This window comes from Natrialba chahannaoensis JCM 10990, assembly GCF_000337135.1.
In the GTDB taxonomy this organism is placed as follows: domain Archaea; phylum Halobacteriota; class Halobacteria; order Halobacteriales; family Natrialbaceae; genus Natrialba; species Natrialba chahannaoensis.
On sequence record NZ_AOIN01000078.1, the window covers coordinates 1 to 23,571 of the forward strand.

Here is a 23,571-nt window from a genome sequence, read left to right on the forward strand (position 1 = left end):
AACGGACACCGCTGACGCGGTGTCCTTGCTCTCTTCGATTCCACAGCGACAACTGACCAGTATCAACAATCTCCTACAGAAGAGCGATTATCGAAAGCGATACTGCTGGCCAATCTGTCAGCGTTAGACTGAACTCACCAACCGAAATAGACCCTGACAACGTAATCCGATCAGAAATAAAAATAGTACGCCACAACGCTGCCGATTCGGAGTGGGTTTCTGTACCACTCAACTAACGACAGGCTGAATCGAGGTCTAATTTTGACGTTGACTAAATGTCAATATCGAGTTCTTCCTTCTTCTTGTCCATTTCGTCGTAAACGTCGTCGGAGATCTCAGGATCGGCTACAGTTGAAACCTCCAGTCTGGCCTTTGGATCAGCAACATAAACCGCTTCGGTAGACTCATCCTCACTTTGTGGACTTACTCTATAGTAACAACTGCAACTATTTACACACTGATCGCACAGTTGCCGTGCGATCAGGTGTGCATTGACTTGCAGTGGCTACTATAGCATCCTCTGGCTCGATCTCCCGGATCCCATACTCTTTCCGTTCCTTAGCGCTCAGCGAATTTGGATCCGGGGGTGTGAGGAATGATACCTCATATTCCGTTAGTACAGGATATGCAGGGACGGCTATTGCAAGGTTTTTAATCGAGAACGATTCAGACGTACCGATATTTAATTCATCCCAGAACGTTGAAGAGTCTGCCCAATTAGGCGAGTTGACAATAGTGTAATCCCATTTCCTTTTGAGACTCTCACCTCCACTACCACCGGATTGGCTGGAGACCCAATTAACCATATCAGACAAGAAATACGATGCGCCGAGTCCCAAACCACCCATTGCCGGATTGAGGGAAGTCAATGCCAGAGTAACTCCATCCCGAGCCAGTGCGTAGGACGAATAATCGAAATCGCCAGACTGATCAGTTGGAGAAGAACCGATCCAATCTTCATCATCACGACTGTATATATCCGTCCCACCATTCACAGTGGTTTCCTGCCATCACATCGCCTCATTTTTATCATGTTCGATCGGTTCGCCACTATCACCAACAAAACGGCAAGCAGTACACCCTTCAACAGTGAAGTCGTATTCCCACTGGCCTCTACCTTGGAAGCTTTCACGCCACTCAGGAGCGGAAGCTGTAACGTCTGTACCCAGCCCGATGCGGAAATCGCCTCCACCATACATGTCACTTCCTGTATACGAATCCGAGTCCTGGATGGACACTGGATCTGCACCTTCATTTGGTGGTGGAGTTAGATCATTCGCGGTAACACTGCTTGTAGCAACTATACTATCAATACCAATACCCCATCTGCTTGAGGGCTTTTCGACGTGTTTGGTAGGGCTGTCTCATATTATTTCACTCACAGTCATTACAATGACTGTATGTTTTGTGTTTAATATATCTTTATTAAATTAACTTGCGTGGACAACTCATTCCATGAGTGAAGGAACATCAACCGGCATTATATTCAAGATCCTATCAATAGTTCTAAGGATGCGTTCGCCTCGATGTCGGCCCACAGCCGCCCCTGACTCACGTCCATAAAACGTCGTTCGAATCCAGGCTAATACAACTTCAGCCGCCGGCGCAGTTTGCGTTTCCTCGAGGTACTCGAGCGCCATCTTTTTGCTTGTCTCTGCGGTCAGTCTTCCCCGAGATGTCAATCGACTCCGACCCAGACGCCGATTCGACTGCAGACGAATCGCTCGCTGCGGCCGTCGAAAACCTGGTCCACGAGCCGACACAGATCCACGACGGCGGTGTCGATCTGACGGTGAGCGCGATCTACGAGGTCGCCGGCCCTGGCCGGCTCGATTTCGGCGGTGACGAACTCGAAGATGCCGATTTCGAGCCGGTGCCGACGGAACTACGGAACCCGGACGATGAGTTCGGCTGGTGGGACCTCGACGGCGGTCAGTACGTCGTCCAGCACAACGAGTTCCTGGGTGACCTTGAGGACCCACTCCAACTGCAGCCGCGAAACGAGTTGCTGGCTCGCGGCGGGTCACACCCGACGGTGCAGGTCCGCTCGCACCTGCCGCTAGTGCCGCTGTCGGTTGCCGATGGTGGGCTGCAGATAAAGGAGAACGCGCGGGTCTCGACGCTCGTTTCGCTCTCGAACGTTTCGGGGAGCGGGAGATAGGGACGAAGCCGTTCGTCTCGAGCCGACGCGTTTGTGTAGGGTTTCGAGCCGATTATCGTCGGTGTTGACGCTCGTAGACGCATGAGTTCCTTAGGCAAACCGTTACTCCCGGCGCAGTCTCGGTGATCATCGTGTGTGCTATAAATACGTTCCGCACGGTGGCTTGATCAAATATGACCGGAACGTGTATTATGGAACCGGATGAATCGCTTCCAATGACCGCAACCGAAGACACCTGGAGTACGCCGCACACCGATGGACGAGCGATCGCCATCATGGCCATGGTGGGACTACAGTTGGTGCTCTTCTACTGGGCGCTCTTCGGCGAAGCGATCGACATCATTACGTCGTCGACAGCGGTGTACGTAACGGCCCTGATTTTCGTCGGATACGTGACGAACCACCTCCGATCACCGCGGTTTCTCACCGTGCTCTTCGCCGGTTGGTCGCTCCTTATGACGGCCAGCTATGCGATTGGTTCCGAAACCGGGCACGCTGTGCTGGCCGTGTTCACCGCGATCTGTGCGGCGTACTACGCCCTCTGAGATCGTAGTCACAAGTTCCCCTCGACTCCTCGTAGCTGGTGTCGGCCCTCTGAAAGCCGATCACCGCGCTTGATCCATGCCTTCGACGGCCGCTGTGACACTCGTGACAAAGTAATCGGTGGCAGTGCTGGAATCAACGGCAACCCACTGAGTGTTGCCAACAGTACACAGTCTCTCTTATTTCAGTCGGCAAAAATGTCGAGCCGTAATGTCGGATTTGACGGATACACTCGAAGAGACGCAGGCGTTCTACGACGAGTACGGGACCAACGAGTGGGATCGACTTGCGACGGGGATGGACGGTGAACTCGAGTTCGGTGAGACCGTCGACACGCTCGCGTCGAACCTGCCGTCGTCAGGGCAAGTGCTTGACGCCGGTGGCGGTGCGGGAAGGTACAGCCAGTGGCTCGCAGCGCGGGGGCACGATGTGACGCTGCTCGACCTCAGTCGCGGCCAGCTATCGGTCGCGGCTGACCGGATCGACGACGCTGACACCGACGGCGACAGCGACAGCGATGTCGATGCTGACGCTGCAGGCACCGTCTCGCTCGTCCAGGGATCGATCACTGACCTCGGGTTGCCAGCGAACGTATTCGACGCTGTGTGCTGTCTCGGCGGCCCGCTGTCGCACCTGCTGGACGAGGCTGACCGGGCGCAGGCCGTTCGGGAACTGCGCCGCGTGGCAAAGCCAGACGCGCCGGTCGTCGTCTCCGTCATGGGACTCCTCGGAGCCGTCCAACTCTATCTCCTGTCGGGACACAACGTCGCGGCGCTGCCGGACTCCTCGAACACGGCGACTACGATTCGGCGCTCCTCGAGCGCCACGGCTACGAGAACGAGTTCACTGCGACGCATTTCTTCCGACGCGCCGAACTCGAGTCACATGCTCGCTGTCGGGCGAGCCTGCGAGTCACGATGTCGACGCCAGCGTCACAGCCAGGACTGACACCGGCGGAACGATCGTTTTTACGTCAGCACACCTAACAACACCTATCTAGGGCAATGTATCAGGACGTTCTCATTCCAACGGACGGGAGCGACGGAACTCGCCGCTCGATCGCACACGGACTCACCATCGCCGAACAGTTCGACGCACAGATCCACGCACTTTCGGTCGTCCCCGAGGGGCCGCTCGGGACGCTCGAAAGCGAGGAAGCCACACCGACCGCGCACCACGCGGTCGACCACGTTGCAGCCGAAGCCGCACACGCCGGCATCGAGGCGACAACCACCGTCGAAAACGGCGTCCCACACGAGGTGATACTCGAGTACGCCGATGAGCACGACATTGACATGATCGTCATGGGTACACAGGGACGGACCGGGCTCGATCGGGTGCTGGTCGGCAGCGTCACGGAGCGAGTCGTCCGCATGGCGGAGATGCCGATTGTGACGGTTCGCGCGACCGACGACCTCCAGCTAACGGACGCCGAGGACGCCGAAGCACGCGCACGCGAACGGGCGACCGAGGAAGGCTACGTCGTCGACGAACTCGTCTCCGAGCCCCGTCGAACCAGTGCGACCTGGTACTTCCAGTTCGAAACGTCAGAGACGGACGACCCCGTCCAACTCAGTGTCGATGCCGTTTCGGGAGACGTCCGAACTGTCACGGAGCCAGCGCCGTAGTTGCGTGTTCGAGGGACTGCCACTGCCACCGCACCCGGCGAATACCGCACAGACTGGTTCTCCTCCCGAAGCGAATTCGAACAGAGGCGAACACGTTCGGACACAATTGCTTTGTTCGTGACGGCCTGTCCTGGAGTATGACTGCCGACGCGCCCACTGACGACAGTCCTGGTTCCAGTTCACCGCCAGTCCACGGTGACCCAGAGTTGGAAACAGGCGCTGACACAGGTACTACCACCGTCACTGTCCGCTGTACCGGCCACGTCAGAACCGCCCTCGACACGCACGAACTCGAGTACACCTTCCAGGGAACGCAGCTCCGTGAGTTTCTCGAGTCGTTCTTTGACGAGTTCGAAGCACACGGCCTAGAAGAGATACTGATCGCCGAAACAGAATCCGACGCCACTGCACACGGCTGGGCACCGGTTCCCGACGAATTGCCGGGCACCTGGCGGAAGAATCCTGAAGGTGAGCAGACGCGACCCTACGCGCGGGTCTGCATCAACGGTCGGTTCAACGAACACTATGCGGGGTTCGATACGGAACTCGAAAACGACGACCGGATCGCGCTGGTCTATCCGTTCATGTTCTGCTGTTGAGCGCGCTGGCGCTCGGCGTTACTCCAGCACGACCAGCACGTCGCCCATATCGACGCTCTGTTCCTCTTCGACGGCAATTTCGGTGACGGTGCCGCCGCGGGAGGCCACGATATCGTTCTCCATCTTCATCGCCTCAAGGACGACCAGCACGTCGCCCGCTGCGACCTCGTCGCCTTCCTCGACGGCGACGTCCAGAATCGTTCCCTGCATTTCGGCGTCGACTGTCTCACCGTCGCCGGCGATATCGTCGTCACCGCCGCTGTCGCCGCCGGCCGGCTGTGGCGGACCGGACGCGCCGCTTGCTTCGACATCACCGACCGGAACCGCCGGCGCGCCGTGCTCCTCGAGTTCGACCTCGAAGCGCTTGCCGTTGACCTCGACAGTGAACTCGCGTTCGACGGTCTCCTCGTCGTCGCTGGCACCGTTGCCGGTGTCGCCGCCCCACTGCTTCTGGGCCTCCTCGATCCGACTCTCGTCGAGTTCGTCGTCGAGATACTTCGTCGTGTGCGTGCTTGCGACGAACTCCTCGTCGGTGAGCATCAGGCGGTGGAACGGGATGATCGTCGGGATCCCCTCGATTTCGTACTCGCCCAGGGCGCGCAACGAACGGTCGAGACACTCCTCGCGGTCCTCGCCCCAGACGATCAACTTCGCGATCATCGAGTCGTAATCGGTGACGAGTTCGTCACCCTGCCGGAGTGCATCGTCCATGCGGACGCCGACCCCGCCCGGCGGGTCGTACGTCTCGAGTGTACCACCGGTCGCGGGGGCGAAGTCCTCGGCCGCGTTCTCGGCGTTGATTCGGAACTCCATCGCGTGGCCGTCGATGTCCACCTCCTCCTGTGTAAAGTCGACTTCTTCGCCCGCTGCGATCTGAATCTGGCGCTTGACGATGTCGATGCCCGTGATCTCTTCAGTAACTGTGTGCTCGACCTGGATTCGCGTGTTGACCTCGAGGAAGTAGAAGTTCGCGTCCGGCCCGAGGGGTTCGTCGGGGCCACGTCCGGGGTCTTCCTCGACGAGGAACTCGACAGTACCGGCGTTGGTGTAGTCTGCGGCGGCAACCCCCCGGCGGGCGGCCTCGCCGATCTCCTCGCGCAGTTCGTCGGAAAGGGCTGCGGATGGGCCTTCTTCGATGACCTTCTGATGACGGCGCTGGAGCGAACAGTCACGCTCACCGAGGTGGCGGACGTTGTCGTGTTCGTCCGCAAGAATCTGGATCTCGATATGGCGGGGCTGTTCGAGGTAGCGCTCCAGATAGACCGAATCGTTGTCGAAGTACGCCTCACCCTCGCGCTTTGCGCTCTCGAGTTGGTCTTCGATCTCGCTTTCGGCCCAGACGACCTTCATGCCGCGGCCACCGCCGCCACCTTCGGCCTTGATAGCGATCGGGTAGCCGTGTTCCTCGCCGAAAGCTGCGACCTCGTCGGGTTCGGTGACGGGGTCCGTGGTTCCGGGGACGATTGGCACCGCCGCCTCGTCCATGATCTGGCGGGCCTTCGTTTTCTCGCCGAGCGATTCCATGGCGTCGCTGGATGGGCCGATCCAGGTGATCCCATCGGCCGCCTCGACCTTGCTCGCGAATTCCGCGTTCTCCGCGAGAAAGCCGTAGCCGGGATGAATCGCGTCGGCGTCTGCTTTTTGTGCGGCCTCGATAACGGCCTCGTGATCGAGATACGAATCCGCCGCGCGAGCAGGACCGACGTTGTACGCCTCATCCGCGTACCGGACGTGTCCCGAGTCCTTGTCAGCCTCAGAATAGATCGCGACAGTCCCAACATTCAACTCCTCGCACGCCCGCATCACGCGGACCGCAATCTCGCCGCGGTTCGCCACGAGAACCTTCCTAAACATTCCTGTGGGAACGGTTGCGGGGCCACTACCTTACTTTTTCGCAACGGGGCGAGTATCAGTTCGCCGTCGCCGAAATGCGCGTGAAGATGTGTGTCGCAGTCAGCCGGATTCAGAATCGATCCGTCCGGCCCGCTGCCGTCCACGCGTTCGTCGGTGCCGTCTTCGGAACGCGGACGTCTTCACCTTGCTGGGCCCGTACACGGCCCGCGAACGACCAGCGTTTGCCCTCCCACGTTTCCTCGGTCTGGGCGGCCGCTGCAGCGGTCGCCCGCGCCTGATCGTGAAGGTGTGCACCGATCGCAGCGACGATGGCCGCCGCCTCTTCGTCGTCCGCATCGGCAGGCAACTCGAGTTCGACGTCGGCCGGAAGGGGGACGTCGCTCGCCGAGGGCGACGGGATTTCGGACGAACCGTCTTCGGGCGGTGCCTGTGTGACGGCGTCGCCGGTTTCCGTGTCGGAGTGCTGTGCGGTCATGCTAGAGTGGGATGTTGCCGTGTTTCTTGTCCGGGTTCTGTCCGCGCTTGGTTTCCAGCATCTCGAGGTCGTCGATCAGTCGCGGACGCGTTTCGGTCGGGACGATCACGTCGTCGAGGAAGCCCTTGTCGGTCGCGGTGTAGGGGTTCGCGAACTCCTCACGATACTCGTCGATGAGTTCTTCGCGGAGTTCGTCGGGGTTCTCGGCTTCGGCGAGTTCCTCGCGGTAGAGGATGTTGACCGCACCTTTTGGACCCATGACGGCGATTTCGGCGGTCGGCCAGGCGTAGTTGACGTCCGCGCCGAGGTTCTTCGAGGCCATAACACAGTAGGCACCGCCGTAGGCCTTCCGGGTAATCACCGTCAGGAGCGGGACAGTGGCTTCAGCGTACGCGTAGAGAAGTTTCGCGCCGTGGCGGATGATCCCACGGTGTTCCTGTTCCGTTCCGGGCATGTAACCGGGCACGTCGACGAACGTGACGATTGGGATGTTAAAGGAGTCACAGAAGCGCACGAACCGCGAGCCTTTCATCGAGGCGTCGACGGTGAGCGTGCCGGCGTTGACTCGTGGCTGGTTCGCCACGAGACCGACGGAGCGGCCGTCGAGACGACCGAAACCGACGACGATGTTCTGTGCGAAATTTTCGGCGACTTCAAAGAACGAGCCCTCGTCGACGACCGAGTCGATCACGTTCGTCATATCGTAGGGCTTCTGTGGGTTGTCCGGCACGATCGAGGTCAGCGCGTCGTCGCGTCGGTCCGGGTCGTCCCACGGGTCGACCCGGGGTGGGTCCTCGACGTTGTTCTGTGGGAGGTAAGACAGGAGCCGTTTGATGTCGTCCAGTGCCTGCTCCTCGGACTCGCAGGCGAACTGGGCGACGCCGGTCTTGTCTGCGTGAGTCATTGCCCCACCGAGTTCCTCGTGGGTAACATCCTCACCGGTGACTGTCTTGGTGACGCCGGGCCCAGTGATGTACATGTGGCTCGTGTCTTTCACCATGAAGATGAAGTCCGTGATCGACGGGGAGTAGACGGCACCGCCGGCACAGGGACCCATGATCGACGAAATCTGGGGAACAACGCCGCTCGCTTCCTGATTCCGTCGGAAGATCTCGGTGAAGCCGGCCAGACTCTTGACACCTTCTTGGATTCGGGCACCAGCGGAGTCGTTGAGGCCGACAACGGGCGCACCGACTTCCATCGCCATGTCCATGACCTTGCAGACCTTCTCGGCGAAGACCTCGCCAAGCGAGCCGCCGAAGACGGTGAAGTCGTGTGCGAAGACGAAGACGGTTCGGCCGTTCACCTCACCGTAACCGGTGACGACGCCGTCGCCCCGGATTTTCTTTTCGTCCATGCCGAACTGGCGAGTCTGGTGGGTCCGAAGCTGATCGAACTCGGTAAACGTGCCCTCATCAAGGAAGTAGTCGATCCGCTCACGGGCAGTCATCTTCCCCTTGTCGTGTTGCTTTTCGATCCGTGCTTCGCCACCGCCGAGGCGTGCCTCCTCGCGCAACTCCTCGAGTTCGTCGATCCGCTCGTCCATCGTCATGCAGGAAACACCCCGCTCAGATTCATACGCCGTTGTGCGAGGACCAATAGGAAAAGGATTCCGTAACACCATCACGATTAATAGACATGTCGGTGACAAGTAGGGGAAGCCACGGAAAGTTATATATAAGTCCTATTTAAACAGCGTAGTCATGGCACAACGTGAGACATGGGCAACGAGAACAGGGTTTATTCTCGCTGCCGTCGGTAGCGCAGTTGGCCTTGGTAACATCTGGCGATTCCCGTTCGTTACAGGCGAAGGCGGCGGTGCAGCGTTCCTACTGGTGTACCTGCTGTTCGTTGCACTGGTCGGATTCCCCGCAATCCTGGCTGAGTTCGTCGTCGGCCGTCACACTGATCGGAATCCAGTCGGCGCACTCAGAGCATACGGCGGCGGCGCTTGGAAGTACGTCGGTGGTATCTTCATCGCAACCGGTTTCATCATCCTCTCGTACTACAGCGTCATCGGTGGCTGGTTCATCCGGTACGCAATCGAGGGCTTCCGCGGTGACTACGCCAGCCGCATCGCAGCCTACGAGGGCGATCCGGAGATTATGTTCGGTGCGCTGTCGACCGGACTCGACGCCTTCATCCTGCACACCGTCTTCATGGCGATCACGGTCGGCATCGTCGCGCTCGGTATCCGCCAGGGTATCGAACTCGCCGTGAAGGTGATGGTTCCCGCGATCATCCTCCTGCTAGTTGGTCTCGCCATCTGGGCGTTCACCCTCCCTGAAGCAACCGGTGGCTACGAGTACTATCTCTCGCCCGACTTCGGCGTCATCGCCGCAAACTGGACCGAACTCCTGCCGGCCGCCGCCGGACAGGCGTTCTTCACACTCTCGCTCGGGATGGGTGTGATGATTACCTACGCATCCTACCTGGGCGAGGATCGAAACCTCGCCAAGGACGGCACTGCCATCATTGGCTTCGACACCGGTATCGCGTTCCTCACTGGCCTCGTCGTCTTCCCCATCATGTGGGCAGGTGAGATGACCGAACCAGGCTCTGGTGGCCCCGGCGAAATCTTCGTCGCGATGACCCAGGCGTTCGCCGATATCGATGGTGGCCAGTTCCTCGGCCTGCTGTTTTTCACAACCGTCGCAATCGCAGCCATCTCGAGTGCAATCTCGCTGCTCGAGGTCGTCACCTCCTACGCGATCGATGAGATTGGCATCGAACGCTGGAAGGCTGCAGTCGGAATGGGTGGCCTCATCTACCTCCTGGGAGTTCCGGTCACCTTCGACCTGATCTTCCTCAACCTCCTCGACTACTTCGCTGACGCAATCCTGCTCGTGTTCGGTGCGCTCGTGCTGACGATCCTCGTCGGCTGGATCGCCCCGCAGATTGCTGTCGACGAACTTGAGAAGGGAATTGGCAATCTCGGAACGCTCGGCCAGATCTGGATCTGGGCACTTCGAATCCCGATCGTCCTCGTGCTGATCGTCTCGCTGTACCTGGGTATCGTCGAGTACGTCGACTTCCTTACCGGTGACTTCGCCGGCTGGCTCGACGAAAACCTGTAATAGCGAAGTAACCGTTCGCTGACGACTTTTTTGCCACCGACCCGAGATGGTGACACTCTCAACCGATGGGCAGCGTCGGCTGAGTCACGACCGCGCGAAACCACCCGCAGACAGCACCACATCATCGTGTCGGGTACCTAAACTCTTTTATATGATGACTGTGACCATACACCATGGTTTGGGAACTCAATCGTAGACGGGTGCTCAGTGGCGTTGGTGCAGCAGGAATTGCAAGCCTTGCAGGCTGTATTGGTGACGAAGAGGAGGTCGACGAGGGAGGGCCAGATGTCCTGAACATCATCGGCTATCCCGAGAGTGGCATTCAGATCTTCCGCGATTACTACTCGAACTTCGACGATGGAACAGATATCATCGTCCCCGACGGGCTCCAGGACGCCGATCTGCCGGGGGAGGTCGGCAATGACATGGACAACGTCCTCGGAACTGCACCTGCCTCAGAGGGACCAAACGAAGCCGCCTTCGAGGAACTGTACGAAGACGAGTTCGACTCCTCACCAGGCGTCTTCAACTCCCACACGTTCGACGCGGTCGCGGTCTGCATCCTCGCGAACATCGCCGCTGGTGACAATGACGGTGAGGCGATCCGCGACCAGATGCGCCGCGTCGCAAATCCCGGTGGGGACGAGTACGGACCCGGCGAACTAGAAGAAGCCGCCGAGGCCGCTGCTGATGGCGACGAAATTTCATACCAGGGTGCCTCGAGTGGCGTCAACTTCGACGAGGTCGGTGATCCCGCAGACGCTGGCTACGACGTCTGGGAGTTCGGAGACGATGGGACTGAGACGATCGACACGATTGCCTTTGAGGGCGACGACCCGGACGGCGACATGGCAGACGACTCGCCTGGCGGTACGGACCGCGAGGTCATGGTCTCGATGTTGCTCCCCGAAACGGGGGACCTGGGCGAACTCGGTAGCCCGATGATTCAGGCCGGCGAACTCGCAGCCGACCAGTTCGAAGGAACCAGCTTCGAAATCGACCTCGCGATCGAAGACACCGAAACCGACGAAGACACGACACTCTCGAACGGCGGGGCGCTCATCGACGCGGGTTACCCGGCCATCATCGGTGCCGCATCGTCCGGGAACTCCGTCCCGCTCGTTGGCGAGACCAGCAGCGCGAACGTCGTCCAGTGTTCGCCAGCGAGCACGGCACTCTCGCTCTCCGAGGTTCGAGACGACGGCTACTTCTTCCGGACCGCACCAAGTGACCTCCTGCAGGGACAGGTCATGGCCGAAGTGGCCGCCGACCGACTCGGTGGCGAAACCGCCGGCACACTGTACGTCAACAACGATTACGGCCAGCAACTCTCTGAGCAGTTCATCGACTCGTTTGTCGGCGATCAGGGCGGAGAAGAGCTCAACACGGTCTCGTTCGAAGCCGAGCAAGGATCGTACACGGGTGAACTCGAGTCCGCGCTCGCCGAGTAGCCGATCAGTTGGGTAGCGTCGACACAGCGGTTCATTACGCCGATCATTTCTGCAGTAGGAAACAAGAAAGCAGGTGAGAAGACAGTCGTCTACGCGATACTGTCCATCACCTCACTCACGTACATCACGTCACAGCAAGCCCTCATGCAAGTCACGCCACAGCAAACACTCACGCAAATCACATCACAGCAAAAATCGAGATCGAGGCGAGGTTGGCGGCTCAGCCACCGAGGAACTGCTGGCGAACCTCCTCGTCGTGTAACAGCGCGTCACCGGTGTCGACGTACCGGTTCCCTCCCTGCACGAGTACGTAGCCTCGGTCACAACGTCTGAGTGCTTCCTTCGCGTTCTGTTCGACGACGAGCACCGCCGTTCCGGCGTCGTTGATCGCGTCGACGTGGTCGAACATCTCGTCGACCAGGTCTGGTGCCAGCCCCGCACTCGGCTCGTCGAGCAACAGCAGATCTGGATCGAGCATCAGCGCCCGTCCCATCGCAACCATCTGCTGTTGGCCGCCGCTCATCGACCCCGCCTTCTGGTCGCGACGGTCGCGCAGAATCGGGAATTGATCGAAGACGTCCTGCAACGCCGCTTCGGGGACCTCATCGAGGATGTACGCCCCCATCTCGAGATTCTCCTGAACGGTCAACGACGGGAAGACGTTCTCCGTCTGGGGGACGTAGCCGATCCCCTTGTGGATGATCTCGTCCGGCGAGAGGCCCGTGATGTCCTCGCCGTTGAACTCTACGGCACCGCCCATGTACGTCGTCAGCCCGAAGACTGACTTCATCGCCGTCGATTTGCCAGCCCCGTTCGGGCCGACGATAACGACGTACTCATCCTGTTCGACCTCGAGATCCACGTCGCTCAAGATCTGTAAATCGCCGTATCCCGCATCGAGTCCTGCTACGTCGAGCATCGCCATTAGACCTCACCTCCGAGGTAGGCCTCGATCACCTGTTCGTTCGACGTGACCTGTCCGGGCACGCCCTCCGCCAGCACCGATCCCTGGTGCATGACGATCACGTGCTCGCAGTGTTCCATGATTAGATCCATATCGTGTTCGACGATCAAGAACGTGTAGCCGTCCGCTCGCAACTCGTGGATGTGCTCGAGTAGCTTCTGTTCGAGCGTCGGGTTAACTCCCGCGAACGGTTCGTCGAGCAGCAACATCTCCGGTTCGGTCATCAGCGCCCGCGCCATCTCGAGAAGCTTTCGCTGCCCACCCGAGAGGGTGCCCGCCTTTTCCTCTGCGATGTGCTCGATCTCGAAGAACTCGAGTGTGTCCCAGACGCGCTCGAGGAGTTCGCGTTCCTGTTCTTCGACCTCGCGTCTGGCGAGTGGCATAACAGAGCGCCAGAGCGCCTCGCCCTGCTGGTGTTTCGCCGGGAGCATGAGGTTCTCGAGGACGGTCATGTTGGCCATTTCGCGAGCAATCTGGAAGGTGCGGACGAGGCCGTAGTCGGCACACTGGTATGGAGCAATGCCGGTGATGTCCTGTCCCTGGAACGCAACGGTGCCTGCGTCCGGTTGATGGATGCCAGTGATACAGTGGAACGTGGTTGACTTGCCGGCACCGTTGGGGCCGATGAGCCCAGTGATCGAGCCGGCTTCGACCTCGAAGGACGCGCCGTCGACGGCCGTGATGCCGCCGAATCGCTTGACGAGGCCGTCGACGGCGAGTTCGATCTCCCCGGTTCGGTCGGCTGTGGATGGCGCGACAGCGTCTGCGTCGGTTGGTGCATCGGATGACGTGCCCGCCGTGTCGGCTGCTGTGCCCGTTTCGGTCGACTGGATGTCGGTCGAGGTATCACTCATAGAGTCTCACCGTCGGTCGCTGAGTCATCGGATTGAGCAGTGGTATCACTGGTTTTACTAGTGCCATTGGTGTCACTGCTATCACTGATGTCGGACTGTAGACTGTCGGTCTGTGCATCGGCCGCGTCGGCATCGATACCGCCGTCAGTCCGCTGGTCGGAGTCGTCGTGCTGGTCGCGGGTTTGGCCGTGTGTGAATCCGCCGCCGGAGCCGCTGCCACCGCCGCCACCGCTCCCGCCGCCAGCCGCGCTCGGGCGTACCCCGAGCGGGATAGCGGCCGCTGTTTCCTCACGATGGCCAAGTAACCCGTCCGGCCGACGTTGCATCAGGAGAATCAGCGCAACGCCCATGATGACGAACTGCAGCGTCAGGAACTCAGCGAAGGTGTATCGGACCAGCGGAACCGGGTTCGCAGAGAGTAATGGGGCGACAGCACCCGCAAACGTGTTTGGTGCGTCGCCGATTGCCACCAGCTGGTCGATCACTCGGCGGAGGTACTGTGGTCCCTCGAAGAGGACGGCCACGAACAGGCCCGATCCGAGGATACTCCCGGTGTTCGAGCCTGCACCACCGATGATCAGCGCAATCCAGATGTAGAAGGTGACATGCGGGCGGAACGCCTCGGGCGTCACTCCAGTTCGGCGGAACCGCCAGAGAATGCCGGCAAGCCCCATCAGCGCACAGCCGAGCACGAATACCTTGATCTTGAACATGTTCGTGTCCTTCCCGAGCGACTGGGCTGCCTCCTCGTCCTCACGGATCGCCTTCAGCACGCGGCCAAACGGCGACCGGCTCGTCCGCTGGATGAGCCAGTAGATGCCGGCGAGCACGATCACGAGCACGATGGAGTACGCGAGCGCCCGCGCCTGCGTTGGCCCGAAGCCAAACAGGCTGTTCGTCAGGTCGACGAACGAGGAGAAGATCTCCAGCTGGAAGATGACGTTCATTGGGTCGTCGTAGTTCCGAATTAGCCCGCGACCCCCACCGGTACCGAGCTCGGCACCGAGGATCGTGAACTGCTGGAGTGCGTCCGACGTGACGCCAAGCCGGACGATTTCTGCGAACGCGATCGTCGTGATTGCGAAATAGTCAGCCCGCAACCGCAACGCGGGAAGCGCGACGACGAGGCCGGCCAGTCCGGCCGCGACGACGCCGCCGATGATCGCGATCGGCATCGGAAGCCCAAGACCGGCGTACTGTGCTGCCCCTCCCGGATCAGCTGGTTTCGCCAGAATCATCGTGACGTACAGCCCGATCGCCATGAATCCGGCAACGCCGATGTTGAACAGCCCGGTGTATCCCCAGTGGAGGTTCAACGCGAGCGTGACCATCCCGTAGACTGCGATCAGGTACGTCATCCGCCGAAGCGTGTTGACGATTCCATCGAGCGAGTAGCCGAGGATCAGCCCGATCAGGGCGTAGACGATATAGATCGCACTGATGACGGCGATGATCTTGATCGCGTCGTGTTCCCACAGCGATTCCAGTTGTGTGCGTCTGTCTGCGTTTACTGTCGAACTCATGCTGTCGTCTTCCCTCCAAAGAGCCCGGATGGCCTGATCAGCAGGACCAGGATCATCATCAGGAAGGCCGTGATGGTCGTAAAGTCACCGCCGGGGAGCCAAATCATCGACATATGCATGCTGATGCCGATGACGAGCCCGCCGACGATCGCGCCGTAGATCGAGCCGATCCCGCCGAGGATCACCGCGGCGAAGATCAACAACAGGAGCAGCCAGCCGAACTGCCAGTCGATCGTTCCCGTCCACAGCACCATCAGGTAACCGGCACTCCCGGCGAGTCCGCCGCCGATCATCCAGGTCCAGCGAATCACCCGCTCGGTCGGAATCCCCGTCACGAGCGCCAGATCCTTGTTGTCGGACATCGCTCGCATCGCCTTCCCAAGCTTCGTCCGCTGGAGCATCAGGTGCACACCGAGCATCAACACCACAGCCGCTGCGATCAACGTCCCGTCGTGGGCGTCGAGCGACACGTAGCCGTCGACGAGCAACAAGTCAGCCGAGGGCACACTCGCCGTCGTCCCACGAGACTGACTCGAGTAGACGAACGTGATGAGGTAGCGGAGTGCGAACGCGACACCGATACTGGTGATCAACAGCGGGATGCCACCGGCCCCGCGCATCGGTTTGTACGCGAGGCGGTCGATCAACACCGCGAACAGTGCGGTGCCGACCCCGGCGAGCAAGAGCCCGGCGAAGATCGCGACCGGCGTCGAGGTGATCGAGATTCCCAGTTGCGGACCACCAACTCCTCGCTGTGGGCCGACGAGGGCCAGATGACCGAGGCTTGCCGCACCCCAGCCTGCAATGAGGTACGTCCCTCCCCAACCGATGAACGCGCCCGCGGTGATGGTGTCGCCGTGGGCGAAGTTTGCGAAGTTGAGGATGCTATAAGTCATCGAGAGGCCGATGCCTGCAAGCCCCATAATCAGTCCGTAGAGGACTCCTTCCGTCACGTACCTGCCAATACGTGAGATACTGTACGATCCGTCAAGGACGCCGAGAACGAGATCTCCCACCAGGAGCACGACACCGATGCCAACGGCGATCAACAAGAACTGCTCCGTTGATAGGCTCCTTCCCCGTGTAACGACATCATCTACAGTCGACATTCATATCCTCCGTCGTGCCATTGTTTCCCATGATGCCATGATATATGTTATGGTGCACCATTCAATATGTGCTACCACTCGATGTTGTTGGTGTATTTAAATTTTGTATGTTCGCCATAGGACAGCAATGAACAGGAATGAGCGCTACACCACGACCAGACGGGGTCCTCACAGCGTGTGGCTCGTGGCAGAATGCCAGTAGACGAGTCCGAGCTCACTGCGAGACAGCGCTACTCGTGTCAAAATATCGATCGCAAGGCACCCACGTTGAGCCAGTTACCTACGCGGCCTCTTCCGCTTCATCATTGAGCCGAACCGCCGCAATCTCGTCTCGGTCGCCGAGTACGCGAAACACGATACTCGCGCCGTCGTGACCGAACTGCAGGTCGATCGTCGTCACATCCGCCGTGAACGATGTCTCCGCATCAGAAACATCCTGTGACGATGGTTCGAAATCGTACTCCTCGGCGGCGACACGCGTGGACGCGACGATCGTTTCGTTCTCGTCGTAAACCGTCGCGTCGAGTCCATGCACGCTGTCATCCGCCTCGGAACTCTCGGTAACTGTGAGCCGATATGTCTGGCGTGGCATAGTCAGCCTTCGCCAAATCGTATGATGGGACTGGGGCCTGCGCACGCATGCGCAGCGTCGTCTGTCGTGCGTCAACCGTCAAACAGCCTCGTAGGGCCCAAGCCGCGTCCCATCGAGCAGATACGCCTCGCCGTCGGCCACACCGTCGGGCAAGAACGGCGACAGAAACGACTGTCCCGCAACGTTCACCCAGGTCCCTCCGACCAGTTCGTTGAACGCCGGCACTACAACCACCTGAGGGGACGGGACATTGTCGTTCGTCATCCACGCCGGCAGCGCGTCATGGTCAAGCCCCGGATGCTCTCGAAACGCCGCCGGGTCTGCCCGGCCGCGCAGCCAGACCTGCTCGACACGGCCCCCGCCAACCTCGTCCTCGACACGCACGCACGGATGCTCGTGTCCGAGACAGAGCACGTCGGACTCGAGTACCTCCCGTGATGGCCAGGTGTGGCCGTGGCAAACGCCGACCGAGCCGTCACCGAGGGCAATTCCGTCGCCGGGGGTGATTGTGAGTGAGGTCGGGGACGATGGCGATGACGATGACGATGACAGTGCCGCTGCCGCCGACGCATCCGCATCTGCACCCAGCCACGTCTCGATCGCTCCATCGTGATTCCCCTTGACCACCGTCACAGCCAGTGACTGGAGTGGCTCGGATTCGAAGAGGTACTCGAGTTCACCGCGTTCTGCACCGCCGGGGTCGCCGATGGAGTGCATGAGGTCGCCGAGGACGACGAGCCGGTCGGGGCTGGTGCGTTCGATGAGGGAGAAGAGACGCTCGCGGCGCTCGGCGGCGTTGCTGGGGACGTCGACGCCGCGTTCGTAGCGGAGGCCGGCCTCGTAGCCGGCGTGATAGTCGGCGATGAGGAGGGCGCGTTCGAGTGTCTGCAAAGACTCAGACTCTGAGTTCGATTCAGATTTCGGTCCATCCTCGTTCCCCGCCCCGAAATCGAGAGTCGCAACCGCAGCCGGTTCGCCGGGCACTGGTTCGACACGTGGGCCAGTGGCGGAACTGGAATCGGAGCGGGGAGCAGGCATCGAAGTCAGCTAGATCGCTTTCAGCGTCTCGTCATCCGGTTCGTAACACTGGCCGCCCATGAGGGCGTCCTGAATGGCGTCTTCGACGTCGTCCTCGGACGCCCCGGTATCGGTAGCGACGGTGTCGACGAGTTCCGTGCGGTCAGCGCCGTCGCCGTCGTCGAGGTCCTGCATGGTGTCCACGACGTACTCCTGCAGGTCGACGTCGTCGGGTTCGGCCGCCTGCTCGTCGGCTGCGTCGTCTGGCTCGTCATCCGCATCGGGATCTGCTGCGTCTTCGGCAGTATCCGCGTCCTTCTCGTCTGCACCAGCGTCCTCGTCCGCGTCACTGTCGACCGTCGACGCTGGCGGCTCACCGATGTCATCGTCTGCATCGGTCGATGCCTCGCCAGTTGGCGACTCATCCGACGCTGATTCCGACTCGTCGTTCGCGTCGTCCGCATCCGACTCCGACGGCACGTCGATATCTCCCTCGCCAGGGTCGTCAACCTCGGCACCCGTCGTGAACTCGGTACCGAACTCGTCTTCGATCTGCTCGCGTTCCTTCTCGTCCATCTCGTACATGCCAGGGTCGCCGCCGTCGAAGTCACCGAGGGCGTCGTCCGAGTCAGCCGCAGTTTCGGCCTCCAGCTCGGGCTCTGGTTCGGGTTCCGGTTCGGGCTCGGGCTCCGTCTCGGTTACTGGCTCGGACCCAGACTCAGACTCAGACTCAGACTCAGGCCCGGATTCCGACTCCGACTCCGGTACAGACGCGGACTCAGGTTCAGATGTGTCCTCTGATTCGGTTTCAGTGCCAGACTCATCGTCGGAGTCAGCAAGAGTTGTACTCGAGTCACCCTCGGACTCGTCGAACTCGACGGCAGCCGTCTCCGGCTCGCTCGTCGTCGCGGTGCCTGCTGCGGCTGCGGTTTCGTCGCTCGCGTCGGCCGTTGCTGCGATCGGTTCTGGTTCGGCGTCCTGCTCGCCAGCCTCGTCCGGTGCTCCCGTCTCGGCTGCAGCCGTGGGTGCGTGAGCCTCGAGGTCGAGGTCCTGATCGCCGACAGCCGCGAACGAGGCGAGCGCGTCGAACGTCGTGTCGTCACTGCCCATCTCGCCGGGCCGGGCTGCAAAGCCGCTGACCTCGTCACGCTCGTCTGCGACGACCTCGACCGCTTCAGTGGCACAGTCACGCAGTGCCGCGAGGTAGCCCGGCGTCGTGCCGTAGTGGTCCTGTGCGAGCGGGATGCCGGCTGCGAGCCCGGACTCGACGCCGGCCTCCTGAAGTGCGTCCGTCAGCGCGTCGCCGTGGGCGTCGACCGTGGCTGCCTCGGCGTAGGTGCCGATCCGGTCGAGCGTCTGCTCGGCCGTGCTGACGACCCATCGGTCGCGGGTCGCGGCGTCGACTTCGGCGATGCTCTCCGGTCGGATCGAGGTGTAGACACGGTCGCCGTCCTCGGGTTCGAACGTTCGGGCCTTGCCCGAGACCGCGATGAACGCGGGTGGGGCGAGTTGTTCGAGAACTGCCAGCGCTTCGGGCTGGTACTGGCCGGCGTAGACGACGAACGCGCCGGTCGGGTCGACGATCCGAGCGCGAAGCATTTCGTCGTTGACCGACGTGATCTCGGTGAGCGTCCCGACGGCGAACATGCGGTTGAGCCGTGCGCCAGTGGGAGACACGACGTAGTTCGGTGCGCGCTCTTCGTCGCTTTCAGCGTAGGAGAACTCGGCATCGTCGTACTCCGCTGCGAAGAGCCGGTAGGCAATCTCTCGCCCCGGAATCTCGTCGTCATCGGACCCGTTCGCGCTCATGCGTCCACCTCCTCGTCTGCGACGATACCATCGTCTGTCCCGCTCTCGATAGCCGAGAGGAACGTGCTGGCACGCGCCTGCGGATCGTCGTCACTCTCGCCGAACTGCTCTGCGTCCAGATTCGCACCGTACTCGTCGACCGAGAGGTGGCCGCGGACGGTGTACTCGTGGCCGACGATGTTGTCACGAATCGTGTCGGCGACGACGGACTGGTCCATCGCCTCGCGGGCCTGCTCGAGTGCATCGTCCAGCGTGCCGCCGTAGATGTCCTCGGTGATTTCGTCGTCGAGGACGACCGTTACGGAGCCCGTGCCGTCGTCGAGGATCGCCTTCACGCGAAGGTCGTCGATGCCGTCGACGTCACCGTGGGTCCGACACTGTCCCTTCTGGATAACGCGGTAGCACTCCGGACAGCGCTGGATTAGGCCGGAACCGTCGCGCACTTCAATCACGTTGCCAGCGACCTCGACGTCGTAGATGCCGCCCGTGCGGACGGCCTCACCGACATCCATCGAGGTGGTGTCAGCGCCGACGTCGATTTCGCGGTCGATCGCGGTAACCGTCGAGAACTCCGAGACGTTGACCTCGGGAACCCCACGGAACTCCTGGACGTAGGCGTTCTCGATGCGGACTGGGCCTCCCTCCTCAATTTCGGGGGCGGGGTCCCAGTTCGTGAACGGCAGTCGACCGCTCTCGTCGCCGACAACGCCACTCAGGATCTCCGTCTCGCCGTCGCGGCCGTCGATCGTTCGGCGCTCACATTCGACCACGGCGACCTCGACAGAGACGGCGCGGTCGCCGGTCTGCAGGTCGGCAAGGGTTGCGTTACCGCCGATTGTTGCGTCGATCTCGAGTGGGTCGTCGACGAACGAGAGCGAGGTGCTCTCGCCGAGGTTGAGTTCGGGTTCGCCGTCCCACTCGCGGACGCCGGCGTTGCCGGCAGTGATCGTGTCGCCCGCCGAGAGGCCGAAGTCCTCCCAGGCGGTGTAGTCGATTGTCCCGGTATCGTCGGCCAGTTCGCCCTCTACGATGACGTGGTCGGAGCCCTGGTAGCGGATCGAGCGCTTGCCAGCGGTCAGGACGACACCGGTGACGGTGACGTTGCCGTCGTCGGGCGTGATCTCACCGATGTTCTTACTCGAGGGCGCGCCGCCCCCACCACCCGAGCCGTCACCGTGCTTGCGGCGAAGGCTCTGGGTGGCTTCGTCGATCGGAACGCTGTACTCCACGAGGTTCTGCAGGTCGGATTTGACCTCCTCTTTGTCAACACCGAGGTCGGAGGCGAGATCCTCGGCATGATCGTCGAGTTCCATCACTTGTCTTTCGTGTGGGGGCTTCAAAAGCGTTCCCGCAGCGGGGTGAAAGTGGTGTAGTGGTACCCGAGAGAGGGTGTCGAAGTGGGGCAGTAGCTGCTGAGGAAACGTCTAGCGGTACTGAGAGACAGGGTGGTGTCGCCGGATCGATGAACGTTACTGGTCGACGATCTGGGTAACCGTCCCGACGTCCGCTTCGACCGCGGCCTCGTAGACGACGGAACCGACTGCGGTGTCCTGAATCGCGAGACCGGTGGAGTCGAAAATGGTGACTGCCTCATCGTCGGGACGGCCCTGCTCGCTGTCGACAAGGTCGCCGAGGAGGCCGTAGACATCGCCGCGCTCGAAGTCGCCTGCAGCGGTTGGGACGTTGATCTCGCCAGAGTGCGAACACTGCTCCCAGTCGTCGATGACGACGTCGGCCGAGAGAAGCAGGTCGGTCGCCAGCTCCTGCTTGCCCTCGGCGTCAGCGCCCATCGCGTTGATGTGCGTTCCTGGCTCGACCCACTCCTCGCGGAGGATCGGCTCGCGGGATGGTGTTGTCGTCGAGATAACGTCACAGCCGGCGACCTCTTCGGGGGAGCCGCCGCGAACGGTGAGGTCTCGGTCGGACTCCGCCTCGATGAACCGCTCGATGGCCTCGTCGTCGAGGTCGGCGACGACGACTTCCGAGAGGTCACGCACGGCCGCAATCGCCGCAAGCTGGGTGTGGGACTGCTGGCCGGCACCGAGCAGGCCGAGCGTCTCCGCGTCCTCGCGGGCGAGGTGGTCCGTCGCGACGCCGGCTGCGGCACCGGTACGGATGCGGGTAAGACTTGTACCGTCGATGACGGCGAGCGGGTAGCCGGAAGCTGGGTCACTGTAGACCACGAGTCCCATGACGGTCGGGAGTCCGAAGCGCTCGGGGTTGTCCGGGTGGACGTTAACCCACTTCACGCCGGCACCCTCGCCGACGGCGGCCGGCATTGACCGGAAGTCGCCGTTCTCTTCGGGGATGTCGATGTAAGACTTCGCTGGCATCTGTGCGTCTCCCGTCGCGTGGGCCTGAAACGCCGCTTCGACGGCGTCGATCGCTTCCTCGTGGTTGACGAGTTCGGTGACTGCGTCGCTGTCAATAATTCGAGTTCCCGTGGGTGCGTCTGCCATGCAGTACCGAAGACACGGCCATCACTTAGTCTTTCTTCCTACGATATCTGAAATAGTTGCTCTATACTGCAACTATATGATCTCACACCGACCAACTATTGAAGGATACTGTAACAACCGAAAATCGCGTAACTCTACTGAACGTTCGCGAGCTGTGTTGAACATACGGAATGCAGACAATACGAAAAAATAACCGACAGAGAGTAGTTAGAGAATACTCTAACACAACCGGAGTGCTTGTGGGGCTGGACGGCGAGGGCCACCTATGGACATCGACAAGAAGGATCTTCGCATTCTCAAGGCTATCGCGGACGAGGAGACGCGCAGCCCCGAGCGAATCGCCGAGTTGACGAACGTTCCGCTCTCGACGGTACACTACCGGATCGACTCCCTTCAGGAACGAGGCATCATCCGCAACGACCACTACGACATCGACATGGCTGCCCTAGGTTTTCCGATCACCTTCATTGTCGAGGTCATCGCCGAACACGGCGAGGGCTACCGCGAGGACGTGGGCGACCGCCTCCTCGAGATCGACGGCGTGACGCAGGTCTACTTCGCGGCCGGGGATACGGATTTCATCGCCATCTCCCAGCTCTCGGATCGGTCGATGGTCGAGTCGCTGGTGAGCGAGTTCGAGTCGATGGATGGCGTTGTGCGCACGAAATCGACGTTTACGATCAGCACCCTTCGGGACGGTCACGAGCCGCTGCAGCAGTATTCGATGGAAACGCTGGTAGACGAGCTACTCGATCAGGAGCGGTAGGCTGTTTCCACTCACTGAATCACTCCAAGCTGAAATACTGTTTTGAGTGGTGCCAACGTTCATGTATACTACTGTGTAAAAAACGCCTGTGAAGCGTCGCCAGATTCTAACGACAATCGGTGCGTCTCTGCCGTTCGCGACAGTCGGCTGTCTACAGGGTGGCTCTTCCAACAATGAAGGCTCACCCACGGCTGGAAGCGATGTCGGCTATGATACCCACCAGCTGGGGGCAGTGCTCGCTACGCATTCCCCCGCTCTTCGCTTCGATACCGAGTCCTCGGTTGGGGCAGTAGAACTGTACGAGTCATCGAAGGAGGCGTATCGTAGCGTACCACTGGATCTGGGTCCGATCGCTGATCGCCGTTCGACGAACGAAGCGTTCATCGACGCGACTGACTTCGAGTCCGAACTTCTGATCTACGTCGTAACGGAATGGCCACTGACCAACCAGTCTGAAATCGAGGTGGAGAATCTAACGCTGTCTGGGGATACACTCGTTGGGACGGTGAGAGCAATCGGGAACAACGCAGAAGAAGGCGACCAGGCACCGATGTTCCCGGCAGGGCTCGTTCGAGTCTCTGTCGACGACGCTCACCTGACTGCGGTCGAGATAACCGTCGTCGATGGACGAGACAACGAGGAAGTGTTCGAAGAAGCGTACAACGACTGAGCTCCCTGTCGGCCGAAACA

Annotated in this window: 23 protein-coding genes; 9 read left to right on the top strand and 14 right to left on the bottom strand. The window is 60.8% G+C overall.

The genetic code is table 11. The features are described from left to right. Positions 1-446: 446 nt before the first annotated feature. Complete coding sequence (locus tag C482_RS21550) at positions 447-995, bottom strand: hypothetical protein (RefSeq protein WP_161605605.1); 549 nt, start codon at positions 993-995, stop codon at positions 447-449. A 15-nt stretch (positions 996-1,010) separates the two neighbouring features. Further along, positions 1,011-1,238, bottom strand: coding sequence for a hypothetical protein (locus tag C482_RS21235; RefSeq protein WP_152422016.1), 228 nt, complete (start codon positions 1,236-1,238; stop codon positions 1,011-1,013). 437 nt (positions 1,239-1,675) lie between these two features. On the opposite strand from C482_RS21235, the gene C482_RS13895 reads away from it, so the two are divergent. From C482_RS13895 to C482_RS13915, 5 genes are all read left to right on the top strand, one after another. Further along, positions 1,676-2,161, top strand: coding sequence for a dCTP deaminase/dUTPase family protein (locus tag C482_RS13895; RefSeq protein WP_006168320.1), 486 nt, complete (start codon positions 1,676-1,678; stop codon positions 2,159-2,161). Between the two features lie 173 nt (positions 2,162-2,334). After that, positions 2,335-2,706 (top strand): hypothetical protein, encoded by a 372-nt coding sequence (locus C482_RS13900; protein ID WP_006168321.1) that lies wholly within the window; start codon positions 2,335-2,337, stop codon positions 2,704-2,706. 208 nt (positions 2,707-2,914) lie between these two features. Further along, complete coding sequence (locus C482_RS13905) at positions 2,915-3,652, top strand: class I SAM-dependent methyltransferase (RefSeq protein ID WP_006168323.1); 738 nt, start codon at positions 2,915-2,917, stop codon at positions 3,650-3,652. A 56-nt stretch (positions 3,653-3,708) separates the two neighbouring features. Next, positions 3,709-4,332, top strand: a complete 624-nt coding sequence (locus C482_RS13910) for a universal stress protein (RefSeq protein WP_006168324.1) — start codon at positions 3,709-3,711, stop codon at positions 4,330-4,332. 137 nt (positions 4,333-4,469) lie between these two features. Continuing rightward, a complete protein-coding gene (locus tag C482_RS13915) occupies positions 4,470-4,931 on the top strand; it encodes a hypothetical protein (RefSeq protein ID WP_006168325.1) in 462 nt (153 codons plus the stop codon). An 18-nt stretch (positions 4,932-4,949) separates the two neighbouring features. Here the strand turns inward: C482_RS13915 and C482_RS13920 are convergent, their stop codons facing one another. The 3 genes from C482_RS13920 to C482_RS13930 form a co-directional block, all read right to left on the bottom strand. After that, entirely contained in the window at positions 4,950-6,785 is a 1,836-nt protein-coding gene (locus C482_RS13920; protein ID WP_006168327.1) for an acetyl-CoA carboxylase biotin carboxylase subunit, read from the bottom strand. A gap of 109 nt (positions 6,786-6,894) precedes the next feature. Next, on the bottom strand, positions 6,895-7,260 hold the full coding sequence (locus C482_RS13925; protein ID WP_006168328.1) for a hypothetical protein: 366 nt from the start codon (positions 7,258-7,260) through the stop codon (positions 6,895-6,897). A 1-nt stretch (position 7,261) separates the two neighbouring features. Beyond that, positions 7,262-8,806, bottom strand: coding sequence for an acyl-CoA carboxylase subunit beta (locus tag C482_RS13930; protein ID WP_006168329.1), 1,545 nt, complete (start codon positions 8,804-8,806; stop codon positions 7,262-7,264). 157 nt (positions 8,807-8,963) lie between these two features. On the opposite strand from C482_RS13930, the gene C482_RS13935 reads away from it, so the two are divergent. Together C482_RS13935 and C482_RS13940 are read left to right on the top strand one after the other, a co-directional pair. Further along, positions 8,964-10,337: a sodium-dependent transporter gene (locus C482_RS13935; protein WP_006168330.1), complete on the top strand. Its 1,374-nt coding sequence runs from the start codon at positions 8,964-8,966 to the stop codon at positions 10,335-10,337. A gap of 173 nt (positions 10,338-10,510) precedes the next feature. Next, positions 10,511-11,788 (top strand): ABC transporter substrate-binding protein, encoded by a 1,278-nt coding sequence (locus C482_RS13940; protein WP_006168332.1) that lies wholly within the window; start codon positions 10,511-10,513, stop codon positions 11,786-11,788. Positions 11,789-12,008: 220 nt separating this feature from the next. Here the strand turns inward: C482_RS13940 and C482_RS13945 are convergent, their stop codons facing one another. The 9 genes from C482_RS13945 to C482_RS13985 all read right to left on the bottom strand — a co-directional run bounded on the left by C482_RS13945 (position 12,009) and on the right by C482_RS13985 (position 22,115). After that, complete coding sequence (locus tag C482_RS13945; protein WP_006168333.1) at positions 12,009-12,713, bottom strand: ABC transporter ATP-binding protein; 705 nt, start codon at positions 12,711-12,713, stop codon at positions 12,009-12,011. Then, entirely contained in the window at positions 12,713-13,606 is an 894-nt protein-coding gene (locus tag C482_RS13950; protein WP_006168334.1) for an ABC transporter ATP-binding protein, read from the bottom strand. The genes C482_RS13945 and C482_RS13950 overlap by 1 nt, the downstream gene beginning before the upstream one ends. Beyond that, complete coding sequence (locus tag C482_RS13955) at positions 13,603-15,129, bottom strand: branched-chain amino acid ABC transporter permease (RefSeq protein WP_006168335.1); 1,527 nt, start codon at positions 15,127-15,129, stop codon at positions 13,603-13,605. Before C482_RS13955 ends, C482_RS13950 begins: the two co-directional genes overlap by 4 nt. After that, positions 15,126-16,238, bottom strand: coding sequence for a branched-chain amino acid ABC transporter permease (locus C482_RS13960; protein WP_049896750.1), 1,113 nt, complete (start codon positions 16,236-16,238; stop codon positions 15,126-15,128). The genes C482_RS13955 and C482_RS13960 overlap by 4 nt, the downstream gene beginning before the upstream one ends. A gap of 280 nt (positions 16,239-16,518) precedes the next feature. Then, complete coding sequence (locus tag C482_RS13965) at positions 16,519-16,830, bottom strand: hypothetical protein (RefSeq protein ID WP_006168337.1); 312 nt, start codon at positions 16,828-16,830, stop codon at positions 16,519-16,521. Between the two features lie 78 nt (positions 16,831-16,908). Beyond that, entirely contained in the window at positions 16,909-17,868 is a 960-nt protein-coding gene (locus C482_RS13970; RefSeq protein WP_049896751.1) for a metallophosphoesterase, read from the bottom strand. Positions 17,869-17,877: 9 nt separating this feature from the next. After that, a complete protein-coding gene (locus C482_RS13975; RefSeq protein ID WP_006168343.1) occupies positions 17,878-19,656 on the bottom strand; it encodes a hypothetical protein in 1,779 nt (592 codons plus the stop codon). Next, a complete protein-coding gene (locus C482_RS13980) occupies positions 19,653-20,969 on the bottom strand; it encodes a Single-stranded DNA binding protein (protein ID WP_006168344.1) in 1,317 nt (438 codons plus the stop codon). The genes C482_RS13975 and C482_RS13980 overlap by 4 nt, the downstream gene beginning before the upstream one ends. A gap of 156 nt (positions 20,970-21,125) precedes the next feature. Next, positions 21,126-22,115: an alanine dehydrogenase gene (locus C482_RS13985; RefSeq protein WP_006168345.1), complete on the bottom strand. Its 990-nt coding sequence runs from the start codon at positions 22,113-22,115 to the stop codon at positions 21,126-21,128. A gap of 265 nt (positions 22,116-22,380) precedes the next feature. Between C482_RS13985 and C482_RS13990 the strand changes: the two genes are divergently transcribed. Further along, a complete protein-coding gene (locus C482_RS13990) occupies positions 22,381-22,881 on the top strand; it encodes an Lrp/AsnC family transcriptional regulator (protein ID WP_006168346.1) in 501 nt (166 codons plus the stop codon). A gap of 88 nt (positions 22,882-22,969) precedes the next feature. After that, a complete protein-coding gene (locus tag C482_RS13995; RefSeq protein ID WP_241431932.1) occupies positions 22,970-23,551 on the top strand; it encodes a hypothetical protein in 582 nt (193 codons plus the stop codon). The last annotated feature ends 20 nt before the right edge of the window (positions 23,552-23,571 follow it).